At 47.7% G+C, this 24,229-nt stretch carries 11 protein-coding genes; all 11 read right to left on the bottom strand.

Annotated features, from left to right (window positions below):
• Positions 1–2: 2 nt before the first annotated feature.
• Positions 3–845, bottom strand: a complete 843-nt coding sequence (locus PHG87_04040; GenBank protein ID MDD5477358.1) for a F0F1 ATP synthase subunit gamma — start codon at positions 843–845, stop codon at positions 3–5.
• A 72-nt stretch (positions 846–917) separates the two neighbouring features.
• A complete protein-coding gene (locus PHG87_04035) occupies positions 918–2,375 on the bottom strand; it encodes a F0F1 ATP synthase subunit alpha (GenBank protein MDD5477357.1) in 1,458 nt (485 codons plus the stop codon).
• 4 nt (positions 2,376–2,379) lie between these two features.
• Entirely contained in the window at positions 2,380–3,093 is a 714-nt protein-coding gene (locus PHG87_04030; protein ID MDD5477356.1) for a F0F1 ATP synthase subunit delta, read from the bottom strand.
• 12 nt (positions 3,094–3,105) lie between these two features.
• The gene (locus PHG87_04025) at positions 3,106–3,318 is read right to left on the bottom strand and encodes an ATP synthase F0 subunit C (GenBank protein MDD5477355.1); all 213 of its coding nucleotides are present in this window, start codon (positions 3,316–3,318) and stop codon (positions 3,106–3,108) included.
• Between the two features lie 74 nt (positions 3,319–3,392).
• Positions 3,393–3,617, bottom strand: coding sequence for a hypothetical protein (locus PHG87_04020; protein ID MDD5477354.1), 225 nt, complete (start codon positions 3,615–3,617; stop codon positions 3,393–3,395).
• A gap of 6 nt (positions 3,618–3,623) precedes the next feature.
• Positions 3,624–4,502 (bottom strand): diguanylate cyclase, encoded by an 879-nt coding sequence (locus PHG87_04015; GenBank protein ID MDD5477353.1) that lies wholly within the window; start codon positions 4,500–4,502, stop codon positions 3,624–3,626.
• A 39-nt stretch (positions 4,503–4,541) separates the two neighbouring features.
• Positions 4,542–5,213, bottom strand: a complete 672-nt coding sequence (locus PHG87_04010; protein ID MDD5477352.1) for a transposase — start codon at positions 5,211–5,213, stop codon at positions 4,542–4,544.
• A 115-nt stretch (positions 5,214–5,328) separates the two neighbouring features.
• Positions 5,329–6,198, bottom strand: coding sequence for a hypothetical protein (locus tag PHG87_04005; GenBank protein MDD5477351.1), 870 nt, complete (start codon positions 6,196–6,198; stop codon positions 5,329–5,331).
• Between the two features lie 5 nt (positions 6,199–6,203).
• A complete protein-coding gene (locus PHG87_04000; protein ID MDD5477350.1) occupies positions 6,204–6,890 on the bottom strand; it encodes a hypothetical protein in 687 nt (228 codons plus the stop codon).
• Positions 6,891–7,022: 132 nt separating this feature from the next.
• On the bottom strand, positions 7,023–22,646 hold the full coding sequence (locus tag PHG87_03995; GenBank protein MDD5477349.1) for a hypothetical protein: 15,624 nt from the start codon (positions 22,644–22,646) through the stop codon (positions 7,023–7,025).
• A 52-nt stretch (positions 22,647–22,698) separates the two neighbouring features.
• Positions 22,699–24,039: a DUF2341 domain-containing protein gene (locus PHG87_03990; GenBank protein MDD5477348.1), complete on the bottom strand. Its 1,341-nt coding sequence runs from the start codon at positions 24,037–24,039 to the stop codon at positions 22,699–22,701.
• Positions 24,040–24,229: the final 190 nt, after the last annotated feature.

Below are 24,229 nucleotides of genomic sequence, written 5' to 3'. Positions count from 1 at the left end.
TTTTATCTTTCTTTCCCGATTAGCCGGGCCGCAGTCAATTCACGCACTGATTTATCAGATAAACCGTGCAGGTATTTAAAATACTCCATGCGCAAATGGCTGTTGATCTTGCCTAATTCCTGCACGCTGCCTTCTAAATGCATAACCCGGGCGGCAAACTCCGCCAGCTTGCTTGACCAGAATATTTGATAAAGGCGAAAATCCAACCAGCATTTAATCCATCCTTTGATTACCTCTCGAGAATCAGGCTCAATCAAAAGATGCGCCAGCCCCTTTCCGGAAGCACCGGGAGTTAGGGGCAAAGGCAGCAGGATTTCAAACTCTGCCTGCTGCTGGGTAATGTTGGTGAAACGCGAATAAACGACATAAATCCTGCCGACCTTACGGTCAAAATACTGGCGTAAGAGATAATCCCTTATCTTGGCCAATGGCTGAGTTTCTATTTTTTCGCCCGGTGAATCAAAAAAAGAAAAATCTATCTGGATCTCTCTTAGATAATTGGCCCCCTGCTGGCCTGAGCAGACGATTCTATCCTGCTGCCTTCGGCCAGAAAGCAGCTTATTTACCAGAAGAAAGTTTAGTTCGCCTAAAAATCCTTCGTCGGAACTTATCAAAAGCAAAAGCGAAGGCAGGTTCTCCTTCGGCTGCAGCAAGCCATCTTTTACCCCCGAAGAAAACAATATGCCAAGGATCTCTTCCAAAAACCGGACAGAATCTTCGGAAGGCTCCTGTTTCAGGCGGAACTGGTTAAACTGCAGGGTTGCCGCCAACTTCATTACCTCAATTAAATCCCCGAGGTTTTTATTAAATTGCAGGTTTGATTTTAACTTTCCTACGGGTATCATTTAATAATAAATAAAATAGGGACAGCGACCATTTTTCTCTAAGTGTAGCGGCCAAAAAAATGGTCGCTGTCCCTATTTATCCTGGCTGCGGAAAAAATCTTTTATCGTTTTATCCAAAAGCAGTTTAATTTCTTCCGTAAGCTCACCTTTGCTATCCAGTTGCCCCACTAAATTCTGCTGATGCTTGCCTAAATAGGCAAAGAAATTATTTTTAAACAATTTTACCTGCTCGATACTGATTGACTCAAGTATCTTCTGGCGAAAGGCAAAAAAAACAGCGATCTCCTCTGCCTGAGATAAAGGAGAACCGTTTTCCTGAATCAAAAGCTCATAAAGGGCCCGGCCCCGCTGCAGTTGCTGGGCGCTCTCCGGGCTAAGTTTGGTGCGCAGGCGGGTCAAACGCAGTAAAGAACGGTATTGCACGTATTCATAACGCAGGCCTTCACTTAATTTACGGATGGCCGGGCATTGCACCTTGCTTCCGATACGCGAAACTGAAAGTTCCAAATCGATCGCCGGTTTGAAACCTTCCTGAAAAAGCCCGGAGTTTAAATAAATCTGCCCGTCGGTCATCGAAACGATATTCGAGCAGATATAACCGGTAATATCACCTTGCAGTGTTTCGGCTAACGGCAAGAATGTCATTGTCCCGCCTCCGAATTCTTTCTTCAGGCGGCCGGCGCGCTCCATAAGCTGTGAATGTAAGAAAAAGATATCTCCCGGATACGCTTCCCTTCCCGGGGCCCGCTCAAGCAGCAAAGACATCTGCCGGTAAACCCAGCTGTGCTTAGTCAAATCGTCAAAAATTACCAGGACATCCTTACCATTATACATAAAATATTCACCTAATGCCGCGGCGGTATAAGGACAAATATATTGTTCGCTTGCCGAGGCGCTTGCCGAGGCGCAGACAGCAAGGCAAAAGTCCATACAACCCTGTTGGTTAAGCACCTGGATAATCTTATTAAAAGCCGCGCTGCTTCCTCCGATCCAACAGTAAATGCAGATAACATTTTTGCCTTTTTGATTGATGATCATATCCAAACTGATGCTGGTTTTGCCGATCTGCCGGTCTCCGACGATCAATTCCCGCTGGCCTTTGCCCAGCGGGATAAGCATATCGATAATTTTTATCCCAGTATGCAAAGGATGGCTTATTGGCTCGCGCTCCATAACCCCGGATGCCTGATGGAAGACCGGATTTACCGCTGCCGGCTCAATTTTACCTTTTGCGTCTATCGGGTTACCCAAAGGATCAACCACTCTGCCGATAAAATTATCCCCTACCGGAACATTAAGCAGCTGGCCGCGGGTGGAAACCGTATCGCCGACCTTAATCCTGCGTTCATCCCCAAAAACAATCCCAAAGGCAAATTGCGCGTCAAATTCAACGATCATTCCTTTTAATCCATTATCGAATTCGATTACAGCCCCATAGGCGCAATTAGGCAAACCGCTGATTTTCACAATCCCCTGCTTAAGCTCTTCGATCCTTCCGATTTCTTTTATGTCTAAGGCTTCAATCTTCATTTTTTTATTTAAGATGAGGAATGATTCTCTGGAGCTTGCTCTTTAGCGTTCCGTCGATAACCATACCGCCCAGCTCTATGGTCAGGCCCCCGATAAGCTTGGGATCTATCTGCTCATTTAATTCTATCTCCTTGCCGATCTTCTCTGCTAAAACGCGCTTAATCGCGTTTTTTTGCCTGTCTAAAAGCAGAAAGCTGGAAACAACCTTAACTTGATTTCCCCGCACATTAAACTGTTCTTTCGGCAGGCGGGAGATCTCTTCGATAACACCATTGGCAAACTCATACTGCAGGGCAATCTTATCGGTTTCCGTAAGCAGTTCGGCAATCATCCGGGAGGCAAGCTCAACGCTTTGCGCCTGAACATCCTTAATTACGCTTACTTTAAGCTTTTCAACTTCTAGGTGGCTGTCGGCAATAATTTTCTCTGCCTGCTGTTTGGCCTGAACTTCCATATTCATCCGTATACGCTGGGCCTCCTTGCCTGCCTCTTCAATAATCAGTTCCGCTTCATCCTTACCCTGCTGGATCTGCACCTGGCTTTCTTCCTTAGCCCGGCGCAACTCTTCTTTAAGTTCCTCTTCTTTAGATAGATTCTCTTCGTGCAGGATATTCAGCCTCTCAAGGGCTGATTTCAGCTGGCGGGCAAATAAAAAACGCAGAAGGAAAATAATTCCAATAAAAGTAATGAACTGGAGAATTAAAAGCTGGATAAGCATTATATATTGGCCCTATTTAGAGAACAGGTTATATAAAATCAAAAGCGCTAAAATCGCGATTGCTTCGGCAAAAATAAAAGATAAAATCATGACAATAAATATTTTTGGGCTTGCGGAAGGATTACGGGCAATAGATTTAACAGCGGAATATCCCACAAAGGCAATCACCGCGGAAGGGCCGGCAGTGCTTAAAAACATCAGGATTGTTAATGCCAGTGTGGACATAGGTTAATTAAATAGGGACAGCGACCATTTTTTATCTAAACGACCAAGAAAAAATGGTCGCTGTCCCTATTTATCTATTTATTCGCAAAAACCGTCAGGTTATTCGAACGCATAAAGGCGATTCCGTCTTTTATCGCGATACGCGTATTGGAAAAAACAATATTGCCTTTTTTAAGCCGGGCTACAAAAGGCTGGTGAAAATCCAGCACGCACATTTCTCCCTCCGCCGCCGGCAGATTTACTTTTTTAGCCATTCCCCGCCAGATTGCCCCTTTAGGCTCTAAAATCGCAAAACGCATAATTTTTTAAGCTACGCACCACTTGTTTTTACCGGTTTTTTTTGCCTGATAAAGAGCGTTGTCCGCTTTTTCAATCAACTGTTCTACTTCGCTGGCGTCATCCGGCAAAGTAGCAATGCCGATACTTACCGTTGTCGGAAGATAGAGACTTACCTGCACCCGCAGGCGTTCGGCGATAATCTGCGCGGCTTTTTTATCGGCCTGAGGAAGTATAATAATAAATTCTTCTCCGCCGTAACGGCTGACGATATCTACCGCGCGCACGGAATTCCTAAATACTTTTGCCGCGCTCTTAAGCAATTCGTCTCCGGCCTGATGGCCTTGGGTATCATTATAGTTTTTAAAATTATCGATGTCAAGCATTAGTAAGGATAATGCCGTCGGGAACCGTTTTACGCGGTTGACTTCCACGTTAATTAACTCATTGAAATACCGTCGGTTAAACAAACCGGTGAGCCCGTCGCGCACGGCCAGGTCCACAAAATAGTCTTTTTCATCACTGGTGGAAAGCAAAAAATACCTTTCTACCGCCCGCTCGACTACAATGCGTATCTCTGAATTGTTTAAAGGCTTGGTGATATAACCGTAAGCCCCTTCCTCCATTGCTTCTATGGCTGAACCGACAAAAGAGTAGGGCGTTAAAACCAAAATATTTGTCCCCGCGGAAATTTTATGCGCTTGGCGGGTAAACTGGATCCCGTTCATCTTTGGTGAACGTAACTCCGTGATTGCCACGGGAAATGTATTTGAATGCAGGAGTTCCAGGCCTTCCTGCGGAGTGGCGGCTAGCCAAACGTGGTAATCCGCGAGTTTTAAAGCTGCCTCTAAACAACTGGCCGCGGACGGGTCATCCTCAACTACTAAAATATTAATCTCCTGCTGCATCTAATCCTCCTTTAATAAATAGGGACAGCGACCATTTTTCTAGCTTTTTCTTGGCCTCCCTATCGGTAACGCGCATAACCTTCTACCACATTTTTCCTCTAAACCTATAGTAAATTCCGGCGCCCCGAGGGGACGACCGGCATACGTATGCTTTCTTATATCCTGTAAAAAATTGTCCTCTTCCGCGGAATCAATGTATTTTTCCCACGCGGTGCTTGACATGCCGATAATCCCGAGAAGATCCCCAAACTCAATCGATTTATTATCCTTCCTATTCGTATGGGCGGCGGCGCTTGACCATGGCCACTGCCAAGGTTTCTCTACGCGTCCTGCGCGCACAGGATTCCTTTCAATATAACGAGCGGCAAGTATAAGATGAGATTGATCCAACACACAAGAATAAAAACGTCCCTGCCAAAGATGCCCGCTCTGCTTCAACTTTTTATTAAAATACTGGGAATAACGCATATGAGCGGTATTGAATGTTTTAGCCAGCGAATCGCTTTCATTAGGAATAGCGATAAAGTGAACATGATTTGCCATCAGGCAATGGGCCAAAACGAGAACCCCGTATTTTACGCTATATTCATTAATCCAGGCAAGGTATTGTTTTCGGTTATCCGCGTTAAGGAATACGTCTTGCCGATAGTTACCTCTTTGTGTAATGTGGTGAGGTTGACCTATCGCTACAACTCTGGCAATTCTAGGCATATTAGTTTTTCCTCCCTTTCTTCTATTATCAATAGACGCCAGAAAAAAGGAAATCTAACTAAAATATTTAAGCTAATCTATCAAAGAACGACTGAAGGAAAAATGGTCGCTGTCCCTATTTATTCAACATAAAATCCTTCCAGGCAGATTCCATTTCTTCAAAATTTGAAAAATGATACGTGTTTAAAAGGGCGTTTTTCCACTGCATGCCGTCGCGAAGCTTCCGGCTGAAATCCAAAAATAATTCCCGGTCATATTTTTTTAGCAAAAAAACGATAATCGATGCGGACTCGGAATAAAATACATTCGGCACGATAAGCGTGGAGTTATATATCTGGAAGAGTTTATCAAATTTTAAATATGTATCCTGCTTAACCAGCGCCCTGGCTGAATCCATCCGCGAAATCAGGCTGCTTTTTTCCTGAGAACAGGCGATACCTTCATCCAGCCAAAGCGGCAGCTCTGTTTTGGTACCGATAAATTCCCGGAAGATTATATGCGTCAGCTCATGCGGAAGTATAGAATCGAAAAAAGTCTCCTGGCCGATAAAGGTCTTGATCGTGCGTAGCTTTACCGAAACCTGCGCCCCGCTCCAGGCCAAGCCGCCGGTCTCATTTAAATAATCGGCGCTGTTATTGAATAAATATATCTTTGCCCGGTCATCCCAGCTCCAGAAATCCATCCGGCGGAAACCTAATTCTTCGACGATGCTGTTATAATAATTTTCCGCTGAAACATCCAGCTCATTGACAAAATCATCGGCGCTTTCCTGATAATAAATAATAAAATGCTGGGATTTTTTGGTCTGCCAAAGCGAAGTGCTCACTTCAGCCCAGGCACAGGCTGGGATAAAAAACAAAATAAATAGGGACAGCGACCATTTTTTCAAAATTGTCATATCCGCAAAAGCGGGGATCAGATTCCCACTTACGCGGGAATGACGGAAAGAATGGGAAAAATGGTCGCTGTCCCTATTTATTCTCATGATATTTATTCGGGGGGTTTTTGTTCCGCTTCCAGTTTGCTCTGGCGCTGCCAGACAAAAAAGAACCCGGCGGCCAAAATACCCAGAAATATAATGATAAATAAAATAATCTTCCAGGTAAGCTTGGCCATTCCCTTGGGCGTAACTTCGGCTAACAGCGTCTTTGCCGCCAGCAGGTCGGCTTTTGCGGAATTTAAAAGAGTCATGCTATTGCGGTAATTCGATATCTTGTAGCCCGGGCTGGCAGATGCGATGGCTTGCATCTGTTCCACATCTTTTAATTTCTTATCTATGCCATTGTAAAGAACCGTTGCCCGCTCCATGGAATCTGTTTTCTTAAAACCTTCCAGGATCTCTTTGGCCTCCTGGCGGATCATCGCTATCTGGGAAGCATCGATTACCCAGATATCCCTTAACTCTATTTCTTTTTCCAGGACCTCTTTGGGCTTAAGCTCATATTCTCCGTAAACATAATAACTGCCCTGTTGAGTATCGTAAATAACCTCCAGATCGTCTTTATAAATTACATCCTCGGGTTTTACCTCCAGGGGAAGATAAGCTTTAATCGTAACCGTCTGTACCGAATCCGCGGGATTTAACGCCATAAGGCGCATTGAGATCCCTGCCTGCGCGGGTTGGCATAATAACAGGCCCAAAACAAAAAATAGGAAAGCAAGCTTCCCAATTTTCATAATAATCCTCCAAGGCTTATTTTACCAAGGAAACTTTCTATATTCAATAAGTTTCTAAAATAAAGGGACCGCTTCTATTTTTTTCTTCGTTTCTATTATTAAAAAATAGAAACGGTCCCTTTATTCCTGTCCTTACTTAAATTCAAACCAGGTCTGCACTACCGGTTTCTTGCCGGCATTTTCCAGCATCTTCTGATTCAATTCCATGGTCGCCTTTAATTCTTCGCTCTTATTCTTCAAATACTCGAGGTCCGCTTTCTTATCCTTGGAAACTTCATAAAGTTTTTCCAAATTGATGCCTTTTGTCCCGCCGATATTCTTAATCTGCTTGCTCATGTCCTCCAGCTGTTTAAAGGCAACGGCCAGGTCATTGACCGCGCCCTTGGCTTCTCCGAGCTTACCGGCAACATCTTTGCTGATCTGGGCCAGTATTTTATCCATACTATCAAATTGGCTGCTTAATGTAGCAGTAACGTCCTTTAAGTTAGTTAATCCTCCGGTATTACCCAACACAGCCGCAACATTATTGGAGACGGTTTCTATATCGTACTGGGTAACGGTCATGACCAAGGCGTCTGCCGTGCCTTTGGTGGATTCAGAACAGATTACCGAGAAATCACCCGTGCCCCAGGAAATCGGGAAAGTCAGGTCATATTCATAAACACCGGTCGCACCTATTTCTTTCATCGGCTTATTCGCAAGAAGCAAAACATCCTTAGGGTTATAAACGTTTAAGACCGGCGCAAGCCCGCTGCCGGCGGCGCGATAACGGATAGTGGCTGTTCCGCCCTGTTTGACCGTATTTTGACGGGTAAGGATACCGGACTCAACATGCGGCTCAACCTTGGTAGCAATGGTATCGGTTACCGCTGTTTGTGCTGTAGTGATCTGCGCAGGTATGGTAGTGCCTGTAGCGGTTAAGATCTGCGCTGCCTGAGTACTTACCTGGGCAACCTGTGCCTGAGTAGCCGCGGCCGTAGATTCTATTGTCGAGGTCAGTTGTGATCTGGTAAGAGCCCCTTCGGATGCAACCGAGGCCACAATCTGGTTGGCTAGGGTATTTAAAGTTGACATTACCGAGATCGTAAAATCATTAGCCGCCGAATACGTTACATTCGTTGATAAATCAACTCCGCCGTAGAGAATAGTCATCTTGGCAAAATAATCCCTGCCCTTGACAAAACCCTTTGCTGCTACGGCATTATCAATATTAAAATAATAATTGCCGTTTGCATCGGAGGTAGCCAATGAAGCGGTATATTTAGGGTTAACCGCGTCGGAACTATCGAAGATATTTAAAGCGCTGGTTCTTAGGGTATTTATGGCATCGCTGGTAATCTGCTTACCTCTTTTCTCCAGCCGCACCAAGCCGGTTATCCGGTCATTAGTTTCATCATAGACAAAGTTACTTAATACCCGGTAATCCGCCAGAGATTCAGCAGTGGACATCAGAAACACCGTCCAGCTGATATTATTGTCGTAGGCGCCGTCAACCGCATCCGCAGGAACATCCGCAGTCTTATTAACCGTGCTCTCTACGTAGGCGGTTTTATTAAAATTAAAACTATATTTTCCGTAAGGCAGATTAAACGAAAACGGGCTATTACCGATTATCGGGTTAGTAAGGCCGGAAACCAGTAGGCCGGTGTTTGAATCGATAATCTTAAGCGTGACTTCGGTCAATGGGCTGCCGTTTACCGAATCAAATGCTTTCATTGTAATCGCATATTTTTCTCCTACGGTTACATTATTAGATGCGCCGCTGGCGGTAACTCCAGCAGCAGTAGCATTTAAGGTAACTGTCCCCGGATAAGCTGCGCAATACACCGCAAAATTATCGAAGGTCGCTATGCCGGATACCGCTGCAACTTGAGCAGTTGCTGCCGCACTCAAAGTGCCTCCGGTAGGGGCAACCGTTACATTAATTGCGCTGGAAGCAGTATTTCCATAAGCATCAACTACGCTCACTTTAAACGCAGACCACGGGGCATTAGCTGCTACTGTAGCCACCGGCTGAGTATTCCAGGAAAGCTTGCTTGCAACGCCGCCGGTAACCGTAATATTCAAAGCATCGGCGGCGGAAGTAGTAAACAAAGAATCAGAGGTAGTGGCTTTAATGACAGCGGTCTCCGCTTTGTATAGTTTCATTGTTATGGTAGAGGAACTCTGGCCTGCAGCAAAGCTTACCAGGGTTATGCCGCCAAAATTTATGCCTACTGCGGAATAGTTAGTACAGGTAGGGTTTGTGCCGGTTGAAGCAACGCTTGCCCCGCTAAAGATTATCTCTTTGTCTCCGATGTAATCGGTATCGATGTTACCGTTGATGTCCGTGCCCTTAATGTTGATGGCAATCCCATTACCCGCCAGCATACTGCTTGCGCTTGCGCTAACCATAAATTTGGTTATGGTTACCTGCACCTTAGTAGAACTGGTCAAGGCGGTGGCGGTGGTAAACTGGGAACCTACTGCATCCACGGTTATATCGGTATTCGGGTTAATACTGAAGCCGAGGAACTTTCCGTCCGCGCCCACAGGCAGGCTTTGTTTCAGGTAGATGCTTAAGGTAAATGTCTTATTACCTGCGTCGGCAACCGTGTAAATCGTGCTGGTGCCGGCGCCAAAAGTCAGGACATTATCCGTAATCGTACCTAAGAGAGTGGTGGTGCCGTCGGAAATCTTGGCTCCGGCAATATAAGTTGACCAGCCGCCGGTTGTATCCGCCAGTGTATTGCGGTTAATCCTGATTTGTTTTATCGGTATGCCATAACCGTCCGTGCCGGCATCGCTGACTTTAAAATCAAAAATATTTACCCTTGCACCATCGGAATCGACCGTAGAAGATATCTCTGCCGGCTCGACTAACGGCCCGGCAGTAAGAGTCCCGTCGGTAGCCGTGCCAAAGGCGATGCCAAAAGAATATATATCCACCACAGCGGCATTGGCAGCCGAGGCTTTAAGGTATATGGTTTCAGGGTAGCTATATTTTATGCCGCTAAACACTGCCTTGCCGTTGACAAGATTTACCGATAGGGCTGTGCCGGAAAGAGTGCCATTGGTTGCCGCGGTATAAATGCCGGTGGTAGTGGAAGCCTTCAGGGTGACCTGGTCGACGGCCGAGGTTACGGCATTACCATACATATCCGCTACGGAAACTATCGGCTGCTGCGTCAGCGCCACGTTTGTCAATGAAGCGGTCGAAGGCTGCTGCGTAAAGAAAAGCTTGGAAACCGGCTTGGGATTAACCATGATTGAACCTGAAGCGGCGTTTATGCCGGTTAGAAGCGCATCGCTGGCAGTGATACTGGTAGTCTGCGCACGATACAAAGTGGTATTTAAAGTTGAAGTGGAAAGGCCGGCATTGAATACAACGCTGTTAGTATAGGTATCCTGGGCAGAACCATCCGGCGCATTGGCTGTCCCGCTCAAAGCATAGGTAATTGCCTTTGTCCCGCTGTAAGCAGTCGCGCCATTTGCTCCGTCACAGATATTGTCGTATAAATCTACCCCGTTCAACACGCTTAAAGTAAATCCCACGCCTGCCTGAAAACCGCCCTGCGGCTCGGTAAATGCCGCGCTGAATTTCAGGTGGTTGGCTGCCCCATGTTTAACCGTGATATTTAAAGCATTGATATCCGAAGTAGTCGCTGCGCCGGCAGTAGCCTTGATATGCGTGACTTCCGCTTTATACGCCTTAAAGGTAGTAGTTGCCACACCGTTTACAAAATTAAGCGCCGTGCTTGTGCCAAAAGCGGTATCTGCTGCCAGGTTATTCGTGCAGGTAGGAGCGCTAGCCGAAGGAGAAGAATTGGCTCCGGAGAAAACCACGTTCACTGTGCTAACATCTGTCTTGATATTATTTTGCAGATCATAGGCGGTAACGGTGATTGCGCGCGAACCGCCGGTGGTCATTACCGAGGTATCGGCTGCGCTAACCTTGAAGTAACTTAATCCCGCGGGCACCACGCTTAAAGGAACCGATGCGCTTACAGTAGTAAGCGTATCTCCGCTAAAACGGGCAGCCGTAATCACGGGCGCGCCGGTAACCGTATCTTTGTAATAAAAAGTATTGCTGCTTGCGGCGCCGGCCACAGTGATCTGCGTGCCTAAACTGATTGTTGCCCCGCTATCGCTATAGAAACCGCCGGTAGTAGAAGGCGAATTGGTTAAATTAAACACTGTGTTGGCAGAAACAGGGCTGGCATTACTATATTGATCCTGGATATTCAGCGTAAATACTGTTGAGGCATCCCCGGCATTGACGGAACTGGGCCCGCTTAAAACAACTTTATAAGGCGGCTGCGGATTCGCGGTTACGGTAAATGTTTGAGTGTAAGAAAGGTATGAAGCGGTTACAGTATATGTGCCGGTTTTATTTCCTAAAGTCAAAATAGTCGAAGCCTGGCCGTTGTTATCCGTTACCGCTTGCGCAGCGGAAAGCGCGCCAGTGGCGCCTGAAGGCGTGCTGGTTATGGCAAAATTCACCGTAACATTAGGAATAGGCGTGCTGGTGGCATCAACTACCTGGATAACAAAAGGAGCCAGGATTTCCGTAACTTTCTTTCCTAACGGGTTATCTCCGCTTATCTTGCTCATTGCCGTCGGTGCCAGAACGTTGGAAGTAAAACTGAGCGGTGAACCGGTAAGGCCCACAGAAGTCGCGGAAACCACGTAGGTCCCGGCAAGATTACCTGTAGTCAAAATAGTAGATATCTGGCCGTTGACATCGCTTGAGGCTGGAACAACGCTTAATAACTGGCCGGTTGCTCCGCTAGGAACGCTGGCGATGCCAAAAGTCGCGCTTACCGCGCTTACAGGGTTGCCATAAAGATCAGAAATAAACGCCACATACGGCTGCAACAGGGCTGTGTTAATGGCAGTAGTCTGGCTGTTCCCGCTGGCAATGGATATTTTGCTAACAGAAGCAGCGGCCACATTAGCAGAAAGCGTATGGCACAGATAACTCTGTCCGGATTCTGTAACAGATACCGTGCCTGTTTCCTTCTTGTAGGCTTTCAGAAGGGCCGTGGTAGAAACGCCATTAGTAAAACCGATTGTCTTATTCACGCCAAAATTCGTCGCATCCACCATGGGGTTATAAGTGGTTACAGGATTTAACCCTGAAAATACAAATGTGTGGTTGCCGGTATAATTGCTGTCTATATTCTTATTGGCATCGGTGGCGCGCAGGATAATATTGGCGCCCACCCCGGCAGTCAGGCTCAAAGAAGAGGCGCCTGTATCGCTAACTACCTCAATATGCGATGTGTCTACCTGGATAGTCCCGATAACCGGAGTAACCGCCGCGCTATTGCCGGCCATCTTGGAAGAATAGCCTAAATCCGCGTAAACCCCTGTCTCATTAATATTAAAGGTATAGGTATTGCCCTCGACTGCCGTAAGCTTGCTCGGCTTCATATAGATATAAACCGTGTAATTGCGGCTTGTCCCGCTGGCAATACTTGTTAAACCGGCCAGGGAATCATTGTTTGCCGCCGCACCAAAGAGTATCTGGGTATTGGTAATGGCAGCGCCGGTCACCGAAGAAACACTGGCCGCAGCGGTATCATCATAAAGTTCGGCCCAAGCAATATCCGTGGAAGCATTCAACCCTGTGCCTCCTATGTCCACCTTAATCCCGTCAATTAAAGTGGGAATGCCGTCATCCCCGGTATCATTCACTCTAAATTTCAACACGGCGAATTTCTTCGCTTGAGTATCATTGGTAGGTATAAGATTGAAATTAGCCACCGGCACAGTTACCGCGGAAACTGTAGAGGTGCTGGCAACGTTAAAGGTAATGGCAGTGGAATAAGCCGGCGCCAGGCCTGCTGCCTGCGCGTAAAGGTAAATAGTGCTGGATGCGCTGGTAGGGAAACCGCTGTATTTAACCCCGCTAAAGCTTACCAAGCCATCCACCGCAGAAACCGGATTAGCAACGGCAGAGATCGTGCCTGTCCCGTCCAGATAACTGGTATTGAGAGTAGAATCATAAAGCGTAACTGCGGTCGTATCATGCGTCTGGTTGCCGTAAGTATCCTGGATGTTTACTTTCGGCTGCACGGCCAGCGCCACATTTATCAATGAAGTAGCTGAAGGCTGCTGCGTAAATTTAAGGGTGACTGCCAACTCAGGATTAACCACAATGGCATTAGAGGCGACATTAGCGGTTAATGCCGGAAGCAGCGGGTCATTAGGAATGATGCTGGTCGTCTGCGCCCGGTATAAGGTAGTAATTAAATTCGTAGCTACGTTAGAAGTGCCGTTGGTAAAAGGCACGCTGGTGGTCCAGGAATCATTCGGAGTCCCGTTAGGCGCGTTTGCCAGCCCGCTTAGAGAATAAGAAATCGTTTTTGTTCCGGCGTAAGCAGTGGCGCCGTAGTCGCCGGTGAGGATATTCCCGTATTGGTCCACCGCCTCAAGCAAGGGCAGCATAAAAGAAGCGCCGGCCTTCTGCGGAGTGGTAATATTACTCTGGAACCTTAAGTGGTCGGCGGCTGCGTGCAGGACATTAATGCTGTCGGTTGCCGAAGTTACGCCTGTGCGCGAAGCAGTTATACTATAAGTACCCATCTTCTCGTCGTAATAGTAGAAAGTTACCGCCGAACTTCCGTCGGGGATGGTTATCTGAGACGGGCTTAATGCCGCCCCGCCTGCAGTGGCCCTGAACTGCTTATTGGCGCCGGTAGAGGTGGAAGCCAGAGTAGCCGCTTCATTCCCCACGGTTACCAATGTGCCGTTGGAATCTTTGCGCGTGAGTGTGTATTGGGCAGTGGTCCCGGCAACGATATCCGCCGGTGCGCTCAAATAATAAACGCTGGTCCTACCTGCCATAACAAAGGTATTGGCCGATTCACTGGAGATTACGCGGTTTGCGCTGGTCGGGCTGGCAAAACCGACTTTTACTTCCTGTAATGTAGGCGTGTAATTTATATCGGCAGTGGCTAAATACGCTTTATATTTAATATAACGTAAGCCGTTAAGAGTGGATGAAATGCTGGTGCCGGAAACAGTAAAGTAGGTAGCCGCTGTGCCGTCAGGGCCGACAAAGTTCCAGGTGGCATTATCGTTGTTTGCGGCAACCTGGAATTTCACCGCGTTTGCTCCGCATTGCGCCGGAACATTAGCAGTCCACTCTAATTTTCCAAAGCTCTGCGCTCCGCCGGTACCGGTATCCAAAGAACGGGAAGTATAGATACCAGAGGAAGAATATGGTGCAGATCCAGGTAATAAAACTACCCCCGCCGCATTGCCGGTCCCCGAAACAACGGTATTACTCTGCGTACCGGCATTAAACTGCGTGTCCGTGGTGTCTTTCATTATCTGATAAAATATATCTTCTATTTTTACCTTAGTTGCTAAACGCGGGTCATCGGGAACTACCCAGGTATAGGTACCGCTATTAGTTACTGCTGAAGCAATATTCGGCGTTGCCGGATAAACCAATCCGCCCTCATTGGCATAATATAAGGAAAGGTTGTTGGATATTGCACCATCATAACTCCAGGTAATCGGGTAGCTCTGGGTATCGCCTAAGGTAATTCCCGCGGCTGAAGGTGTAAGCAGAGTTATGATTGGCGCAACTATGGTATTGACCGCGGCTGTGCCTTGGTCAATTAAGACATCAGCTACGGTATAGGTTTTTACCGCATAGGTTCCGGTTATACCAAGGATCAGCGGATTCTTTATCCCTGAGACAACGATACTCACCGGGCTGCCTGCGCTGATTGCGGTGCCGACGTTAATAATCAAGGTCTGGTCAGAGACGGTTACAGTTGCTCCGGTATTACCTGAAACCACTCCCAGTACTCCGCTTAAATCATAATCCTGGTCAAAGGTTACCTTGATCTTGCCGCCAATCGGTATAGGGTTAGCGGCGGTAAAAGCAACGGTAGTGTTGGGGGTTGCGCCTGCTTTGTAAGAGGCAGAGGTTATTGTTGGCGTTATCGCGCCGGCAGTAATGGTCTGGGTTTGGGTGCCGGAAGTCAGACCGGTGTAGGCTACGGTAATTGCAGGCGAGCCGGTAACTGTGTCTTTGTAGTAGAAGGTGCCGATGCCGTTTACTGTGGTTATGGAGGTAACTGTTCCGTTAAAGGCTCCGGCCGCGGAGGTATCAAACGCACCGGTTGTGGAATTAGAGCCAAGTGTTAGCGCCAGCGCGTCGCTGGTTCTTAAGTTTCCATACTGGTCCTGCACCTGAACGGTATAGGCGGTTGAAACAGTTCCGGCGACCAGAGTTTGCGCGGCAGAAGTAAAGACGATTTTATTAGCCGGGGCAACGTTAATGCTAATTGCGCTGGAGGTTCCGGTCTTAGTTAGAGCATCCGTAGCGGTTAAAGCAATAGCTTCAACCTTGTTATCTCTAACATATATAGGAATAACACCGGAAGATAAAGTATATGACAATGTCGCGCTGCCGCCGGTATCGCTATTCGCGTTTGTTAGAGAAGCATAGAATTTGGCTGAGCTTGCACTGCTCAGCGTTACAACTGTTCCCGGATCTGTAGTCACCGTATTCCCAAAGGCATCCTTGGCAGTTACGCTTCCGCTCCAGCCCACGCCTGCAGTCTGCGGGCTAGTGGCGGAAATTACATAAGAAGCAATCGCCGCAGGGTTAACCGTAATCGCGCTTGATACCTGGGAAATTGTCCCGTCGGTAACCGTGATTGTCTCAGATGGTGTTGTCTTTAAAGTAAACCCTGTGCCGGCGAAGGTGTGCGTTCCGTTATCTCCGCCTATAAAGGTATATTTAGACGCGCTGGTATAAGGCAAAACTGCCTGGGCATCGGTTGAGGTAAAATAAACGCTTCCGGTATAGTTAGTCTTGACGTTATTATAGGTATCTTTAGCGGTAACTACAACATCATTAGCCGGTGAGGCGAAAGGAACGCCGGCCGTAGTGGTTGCAGGAAAACCCGCAATAGTAAAAGAACCGAGTGTTGCCGCAGGGTTAACCGTAATCGCGCTTGATACCTGGGAAATTGTCCCGTCGGTAACCGTGATTGTCTCAGATGGTGTTGTCTTTAAAGTAAACCCTGTGCCGGCGAAGGTGTGCGTTCCGTTATCTCCGCCTATAAAGGTATATTTAGACGCGCTGGTATAAGGCAAAACTGCCTGGGCATCGGTTGAGGTAAAATAAACGCTTCCGGTATAGTTAGTCTTGACGTTATTAACGGCATCATAGGCGGTTACCACGACATTGTTTGCTCCGAAATTATCTCCGGCAGTTGTGCTTGTTGGGTAACTGGTAATTGTAAAATGGTCTAAGTTGCCCGGATTAACCGTAATCGCGCTTGATGCAGTGCTTATGCCGTTTCCGGTAGCGGTTAAAATGATGTTTTGGACTACGTTATCTTTGATGTAAATAGTCGGGCTTACGCCTGAAACAAGCGTATAAGTTGCCGGGATCTTCTCGGTAATATAGGTATTATCGGTATAGAATTTAGCTGAGCCGGTAGTGGTCAGAGTAATGTTAGCGCCGGAAGGAATAGTGGTATTGTTGACATCCTTGGCGGTTACTGTGGCGGTGAAGCCAGTGCCTGCGCTCTGCGGGCTGGTAACCGTAAACACATAATGGTCAATTAAGCCGTAAATGGTGCCTGTGCCGCCGGCATTAGCGCCTGTGCCGCCGGTAGCAGTTGCGCTTCCGGTATAAGAATAAGTAGTATAATAAGCCGCGATCCTTCCGCCGCCGCCGCCGCCGCCTACATAACCTGTTCCAACATAACCATTGCCTCCGTTTGCGGCAAATGCTCCGGAACCCGCAAGCGTGCCGGTTAAAAGATACATACCGCCTCCGGCGCCCGCGCCGGTCCCGTAAACAGAAGTCTGAATAACGCCATTATTGCCATTAGCGATAATTGATCCGTTATTAGTAAGAGTTCCCGAAACATTTAACTTAATGAATCCTCCTCCGGCCGGCCCATTCGAATTCGAGATATTATCGCTACCACCGCTGCTTCCCATATCAGCCGGTATTAATACGTTATCGTAAGCAACGCCGCCCGCCGAAGCGCTGGCTCCGCCGTTACCCCCATGGGCTCCGCCGCCAGTCGGATAACCCAACCAAGTAACTCCCGGGCCAGGGCCGTTTCCCCCCGAATACCCTTTTCCGGAAACATCAATAAAGCCGCCCGAGTTAATCATTACGCTTCCCATACTAATCAGATTAAGCCAATTTGTTTTCGTAGCAGTATTGGCGCTATGTGTTATCGAACCAGTGCCGGTTATGGTAACATCATCATATATTTTTGTGCCGTCCCAGGTTACTGCTGTAGAGACGGTGATATCATTTGCGGTTGAAGCGGTATTTACCGTGAAATTAACCGTAGCGCAATAACTAGTCCAGAGTCCGCCGATTTGTGCTTTTACTTGCCAGGTGTGCGCGGCATTGCTCAGGTTTACGCCGGTATAGCGATAATAGGTATTGGTGATGCCGGTAATATCAGCGCCGCCGTCTATGGATAAAGCATACTGCTGAACAGTATATCCTGAAGGAGCGTTCCAGACAAACATCGGCTGGGCGTATTTAGTAGTGTAGCCCGCAGGAGGAGCTACGGGCGCGGGAGAAGGATAATTTACGGTAATGTTTCCGCTGGTCCCGGTTTTAAGAGCAGCATCTGTTGCGGTCAAAGTTATGGTTTCCGGCACGGCTGGGGTATCCTGGACATAAATCGTTACCGCGCCTGAAGAAAGGGTGTAAGTGGTGGTTTGCGTAGTATAAGTATTATTGGTATAAAACTTAACATTTGCCGAGGATGAAGACATTGTCGCTGTGTTTGCGGCGGTAGTAACTATATTGCCGGAGATGTCCTTGGCGGTTACGGTCTCACTCCAGCCAATGCCTCCGGCCTGGGGCGTAGTGGCGCTTACCAGATAATTATTGATGGCGCCAAATACCTTGACCACGCTGGCTGATGCATAAACAGCGGAGTTACCCGCGGCATCAGTTACTACATACTGGTATTTATAAGCGTTGCCCGCTGTTATAGTGCTGTCGGTATAGGGTGAAACGGGATTTGTCGCAAGCATGCTAAAACTTGAATAAACGCCTACGCTGTCATTTGTGTAAGTTGCTGATGCCCTTTGTAAAATTTTTGAGCTTATGCCGGAAAGAGCGTCAGTGCCGTCAACCAATGTGATAGTAGTTGAGGTAGAAGACGTTTTTCCATCCGCATAGGTTATGCTTCCGCCTGCGGGCGCGGTGCTATCTAAGGTAATAGAAGCAAGGACAGGAAGATTCTGAGTATAAATAGTGCCGCTATTACAGATACTATTGGTGCTAGTGCAATTATAGGTAGTATTATAACCGGTGGCGCTAAAAGTCGCGTTGGTAATGGTATAGGAACCGCCAAACACCTTTATCCTTCCGCTGCCGCCAAGGTTGCCGCCGGCGCCGCCGGTGGAACAACCAACATCGCCGCCGGCGCCGCCGGCGCCGCCGGCGCCGCCGTTAGTTCTTAAAGTACCGCTTACCGTGACTGCATTTCCATTAATAAGTATTCCGCCGCCGGCACCACCACCACCACCACCACCACCGTTGCCAGCCCTATTACTATAACAACCATCCGTAGAACCTCCTCCGGCTCCACCTGCGCCACCGGCGCCGCCATTCATAGAAATAGTTCCGCTCACGGTTGCAGTGGTTGAAGCGTATAGATAAACTGCTCCGCCGCCAGAATTACCTTGATAACCATTAATGCCTAATAAAGTATCTCCTCCGCCTCCGCCTCCGCCTCCGCCTGCGCCAGCACCCATATTAATATCGATACCATTTAAAGTGCTACTGGCAAGAATAGGGCCACCGGCGCCACCGGCGGCGCCACCGGCGGCGTCACCGGAGCCACCGGAGCCGGCAGCAGTACCATAACCACCACCACCACCACCACCACCACTGCTATTAGGACTGGAATTGGCAGTGCCACCAATACCGCCACCATTAATACCACCATAGCCGCCAGTAGCGCCAGTCGGCCAATTCGTTTTTAAACCGCCGGCGCCGCCGGTATAGCCGGCATAATCCCCATTCAAATTCCCGGCGATATTAGCTGTAACCCCATGTACTTTTAGGGGTGTACCGGCCGTAAGATTCACTGTATAGCCACTGGTAACTGTAAAAACGCCGACATTGCTGTAATTCCCAGAAATTGTGGCGCCATTAACCGGAGTCCAATCGCATTTACTAGTGGTTGCGTTCCAGACACCTCCGCTTAAAGTTCCACAGTTGGCGCTAGTTAAACTTGTCGCGCCTGTAAGATCATCAGCCGGCAATGTAACATAGCCGCTGGTCACATTACCTGATGCATCCCTTATCCTGACATACAGGGTCTTTGCGCCATCAGTAGTGAATTTCCAGACACCGTTGCCGGTAGCAGCATACGCTCCCGAAGCATTTACATTTATATTCGTGGCAGTGGGAGTTGTAGTTATGCCGGGAACCGTTACATAAGTCCCGGCTGTCCAGGTTGAGCCGCCGGTGGTGCTATTGGAACCTGCCCCATTTGCAACTCCGTTATAGATACCCCAGGTTGAGCCGTCTTCTGAAAACTGGATATCTAAGGTAATAGAGGTATCATCGGAGAGGGTTACTTTAGCTTTGGCCATCTGATTATCCTGCGCAGTGCCATTGACGTAGGCAGATGAGCCGCTGACATTGCCGTAAAGGATGAGATTGCTCAGAGTTGGCGGAGTAATATCCGCGGGATCATAAATAGAATATTTATAATTATCACTGGTAAAACTCGCGGTTGGCGGCCAGGCATCCGAATAAACGCTTGCCTGGGAAACCCCCTGATTAGCAGTGCCACTGTCAAAATACATCATAATGTCGGCGGTGCTGGCTTTGGCCACTAAGGCGTAATCTACGGCGGTTAAGCTTGGGCCAACAATATAGACGCCCGTATACCAGCCTGTAGATGAGGCGGGAATAGTTACTTCCTGGGTCTGGCCTGCAAGGGATGAATCGCTCGCCTTATAAATAGCGAACTTGGCGGTGTGAGAAGCAGTGGCATCGGTATTTCCCAAATAAGCTCCGATTGTAGCCGGCGTCATTACGAGGGCGGTAAATTTTGAACCGCGGGTTATATTGTTCAAAGGGATAGAGCTTGAACCTATCGACATATAACCAAATTCAGGGTCAATGGTTACCGGATAAGCCGCGCTATTTAGCCAGGACTGGTCAATAGTGATGGTTAAGGCGCCTTTTACTGCGTCGATGTCCAGCTGGCCCCAAATCGTATTCCCCGTGGCATCGATGACCTTTGGCCGGTAAATATGGAAGGCCTTGCCGGTGTTATATGCGCCGTCATTTTTACTTTCATGATACACCGCGTAAGACCCCACCACCTCATCCGGCCGGACTATTCCCTGCTTTATTTCTTCGGCAGTTAACGGCCCCTGATAATAGAATTTAAGGCCCTTGGTTTCTATGGGTAAGCTGATTATATTGGAGGCCGGTTTCTTATCCAAAACCACTTCAAACTCCAAAGCGCCGGATTCATTCTTCAAAAAGCCGCGGCTTTTTCCTTTATTATCCTTGGCGCTGATTTGCTTGCTCCCCTTCTTGTAAAAATGCGCCTCTGAATCCGGTGACTTCCATTTTATCTTGTCTGCCTCTACGCCTACGGATTTATCCTTGGCGGGTATTTTGCTCTCGGGAAACTCGATGCTAAAGTAACATTCTTCGCCCCAGCGTTTCATTTTTACGTGAGGTTTGAAGTCCTTGGCCCGGAAATCGCCGATTTCCGCTTCATCATTGTCAAATTTAATCTTATATTTTTTGCTCAGGTCGGCTGCGGGGTTAACTTTGATTGTATCCTGCGCGTCAGCCAGCCCAATTGCGCCGTTTGCAGGGGAAGCATCTGAAGCGGTTATGGTATAAGTGCCGGCAGTATCGTCGTAATACCAGGCGCTCGCCAGAGAACTGCCGCTGGGAATAGTTACGCTGGTAATCGCCTTGCCGCCGGAGGCCGCGTTGTAAAATTTCGCGTTGGCGCTTGCGGAAGTTGTAAACAGATAAATTACCTGTCCGCCTGAGCCGGCATTTACGTTATTGTTACGGGCATCCGCCAGGGTTACTATATACGCGGCGCGGGTGCCGGCATCAATAGCCGCGGGGTGATTAAGGAGTAATTTATCTGCCGCTGTCGGCTGGAAGGAAACTGAGGTTGTTCCGGTGATCGAAGCATTATTCTGGTCTGCCGCCTTAACGGTAACGCTTTGGGCGGTATCATCGGTAATCGTTACGCTGGCTGCGCCGCTTTTCCAATCAATATCCCGAAGAGAAATCGGGTTTCCGGAACTCGGCGCGGTAAATTTAGCCGCCCCGTCGGCGCTTACACTTACTGTGGTTGCCACATTATAATCGGTTACGGTAACATCGGCGTTAGCCGCGTCTTTTTTGGCGGCGGTAATCGTTACATCCGTGCTTGAGCCGACAGTAGGCGTGGAATTCGCCGGGCTCAAAACAAAATAAACCTTAGGGAAGATAATTCCGTCGCTGGCGTAGAATTTAACTCCTGAACCGGTAGTCCAGATAAAACTGTGGCCTGAGGTAATAATGTTTGTTTTTACGCTGGTGAATATGGTTGGCTGTGGATGCCAAAAAAGCGTGGGATTGGTTTGGTCTGACGCCAAATCCGTAATTCCTGATTGCCCCTGCCAGGCGGTTGTCCTTTTGCGATATTGAATATTATTGTTGGCGGTGTTGGTTCCCCAGCCTTTGCCTGCCCAAACCGCGTAAACGTAATCTGCTGAGTCCAGGGCAAGCGATGGCGAAAGTTGCGCGCTTGCGCTGTCAGTAACTGACTCACGGTTGGCTGCCCAGTCAGTGCTGAGAGTGGCGCGTTTTGAATATTCAATGTTATCAATAGTGGTGTTGGTTCCCCAGCCTTTGCCGGCCCAAACCGCGTAAACGTAATCTGCTGAGTCCAGGGCAAGCGATGGCGAAAGTTGATCGTAAGCAGCGTCGGTTACGGATTCCTGTTTTTGCCAGGAGGCTGTCTTTTTGCGATATTGAATATTATTGTTGGCGGTGTTGGTTCCCCAGCCCTTGCCATACCAGGCAACATGAATGTTATTGCTTGAGTCCAAAGCTAACGCCGGCGCGAATTGGTCATACGCAGCGTCGGTCACGGATTCCTGTGTTTGCCAGGAGGTTGTCCTTTTGCGATATTGAATATTATTGTTGGCGGTGTTGGTTCCCCAGCCTTTGCCATACCAGGCAACATGAATGTTATTGCTTGAGTCCAAAGCTAACGCCGGCGCGAATTGGTCATACGCAGCGTCGGTCACGGATTCCTGTGTATCCCATAACGCGGTTGCTTTATTATATTTACGGTATTTAATATTAAAATTAGCGGTGTTGGTTCCCCAGCCCTTGCCGGCCCAGGCAATGTAAAGATTATCCGAAGAATCGATGGCGATTGCCGGTTCTTTCTGCTCAGCCGCTACATCGGCGTGGGCCTTGCCCTGTTCTATCCAGGTTGCGCCGTTATCCGTGGACTTGGCATAATAAATCTGCTGGTTTGCCCCGTCAAGACGGGCATAAACCGCGTATAAATCTCCGTTGGTGGCGCGCGCTAATTTCCTCTGGCTGGCATTTGCCGTGGTGGCGGTAGGGTTACTTATGACAACAGAGTTTGTCTCTACCGCTTCGATGGAGTGATGATATAGGTAAGACAAGAACATCCCGAAGGCGGCTGTAAAGAGCATCACCAGGATTACCCGCGTAGCTATTTTTGCTTTCTGCCGATTACTCATCTAACCACTCCTCCGAAACAGTTTCCAACCCAATCGGGAAATAGGGCCGCTTTCATCTCATCACCTCAGCAACAGGTTCATGGTCGCCTAGAAGAGAAAAACGGTCGCTGTCCCTATTTATCACCGCCTTTGGTTCAACTTCCACATACGGCCTGACCCTGATCCAATCGAAATAAACACTGCCGGCATTAAACGGCGCGGCATCCGCTTTTAAACCAATATAACCTTCACTAAAATTCCCCACATCCAAAAATTTTATCTCGGCCTGTTTTTCCTTCCGGTCTTCACTGTATCTTTCAAAAAGAATGCCGGTGGAATTGATGGTTGCTTGATAGATATAATAGGTAAGCGGTTTTATCGGATTACTTATATTCACCTTGGCAATGTTATTGATCGCGATAGTATGTTCTGCTCCCGGATAATTCGAAGAGTAAACTATTTGTTCGTAAGGAGATAACCCCGCGGAAACTTTTGTGCGCACAACTACCTGGATCCCCGCGTTCTCTTCCGCCTTGGCTTTGAACTCCAGGATGCCCTGTTGGGTTTTAAAATTTCGCGTTACCACTAAACAATCTTTAATCCGTAAATATCCATCTTTAATGCTGTATTCTTTTTTTAGCCCGGGAATTATTTCCCATTTTTCCGCGTTTAAAGAGGCATCGTTAAAATCCTCAAAAAACGGAAAAACTTTATTGCCGTCTAAAAATAGGGACAGCGACCGTTTTTTGGTTGTTTCACTTGGAGAAAAACGGTCGCTGTCCCTATTTTTCCAGTAAACATAAATTTTTGTGCCTTCTTTGGGGATCTGGAGAACCTTCACGTAGCAGCGCGCGGGATCTTCTAAATAATAATAAAGCGGAGTTTGACCGTCAGCCGCGGTAAAATAAATTTCAGTGCCGGCTGCTAAAGGATCCAATTTTATTTCCAGGGGATAATTAAATACTTCCTGGCTGCCTCCGGAAATATAAATTTCACGGTGATTTTTATAATTTGCTAAATCGGGGTTGCGGTATAATCTGGATACTCCTGATGAATCAGTGTAACCAATGGTTAATTTTTTTAAACTGCTTGCCGGTCCGATATTTGCCCTAAAGCGCAGCTGGTTTCCCGGAATAAATCCATCAACAAGCGGTGAGCCATTGATTATTTTTGTGTAATCAACGCCTCCATTGGTGCTGGCTTCTAAACTCACCTGGCCGGTAAACTCATAAGATACACAGATAGTTTTGATTATTCCTGTGGCAAAGATCGGCTCTGGTTCTACCGTGGCCGGGCCGGCTAAATTATCTTCCAGGACAAAAGGCGCCTGCTCTAAGACCTGATTCGCCTGCGCCTGGCAATTTAACCCCGCGCCTAAAATACCCAGAATTATGCCAACAGTATATTTATTCATTTCATCCTCTTCTGCTGCCCTTCTTTCATCTACAGATAATATACTATTTATCATATATTCTTTCAATGGGTAAACTACTCGTTTTCATTGCGCATTATACTCTTTTTTAAATAGGGACAGCGACCATTTTTCTCTAAGCAAAACGACCAAAAAACGGTCGCTGTCCCTATTTTATTCACATTGGACATTT

The sequence above is a fragment of the Candidatus Omnitrophota bacterium genome, assembly GCA_028716245.1.
GTDB lineage: Bacteria > Omnitrophota > Gorgyraeia > Gygaellales > Profunditerraquicolaceae > UBA6249.
Note: the sequence above shows the minus strand (reverse complement) of the source record. Positions and strands in the feature narration are given on the sequence as shown.

Excerpts from the sequence above, each read along its gene's own strand:
- PHG87_04000 (MDD5477350.1), bottom strand. The coding sequence starts at position 6,890 with ATGAAAATTGGGAAGCTTGCTTTCCTATTTTTTGTTTTGGGCCTGTTA.
- PHG87_04035 (MDD5477357.1), bottom strand. The coding sequence starts at position 2,375 with ATGAAGATTGAAGCCTTAGACATAAAAGAAATCGGAAGGATCGAAGAG.
- PHG87_04030 (MDD5477356.1), bottom strand. The coding sequence starts at position 3,093 with ATGCTTATCCAGCTTTTAATTCTCCAGTTCATTACTTTTATTGGAATT.
- PHG87_04010 (MDD5477352.1), bottom strand. The coding sequence starts at position 5,213 with ATGCCTAGAATTGCCAGAGTTGTAGCGATAGGTCAACCTCACCACATT.
- PHG87_04015 (MDD5477353.1), bottom strand. The coding sequence starts at position 4,502 with ATGCAGCAGGAGATTAATATTTTAGTAGTTGAGGATGACCCGTCCGCG.
- PHG87_03995 (MDD5477349.1), bottom strand. The coding sequence starts at position 22,646 with ATGAGTAATCGGCAGAAAGCAAAAATAGCTACGCGGGTAATCCTGGTG.
- PHG87_04025 (MDD5477355.1), bottom strand. The coding sequence starts at position 3,318 with ATGTCCACACTGGCATTAACAATCCTGATGTTTTTAAGCACTGCCGGC.
- PHG87_04020 (MDD5477354.1), bottom strand. The coding sequence starts at position 3,617 with ATGCGTTTTGCGATTTTAGAGCCTAAAGGGGCAATCTGGCGGGGAATG.
- PHG87_03990 (MDD5477348.1), bottom strand. The coding sequence starts at position 24,039 with ATGAATAAATATACTGTTGGCATAATTCTGGGTATTTTAGGCGCGGGG.
- PHG87_04005 (MDD5477351.1), bottom strand. The coding sequence starts at position 6,198 with ATGAGAATAAATAGGGACAGCGACCATTTTTCCCATTCTTTCCGTCAT.
- PHG87_04040 (MDD5477358.1), bottom strand. The coding sequence starts at position 845 with ATGATACCCGTAGGAAAGTTAAAATCAAACCTGCAATTTAATAAAAAC.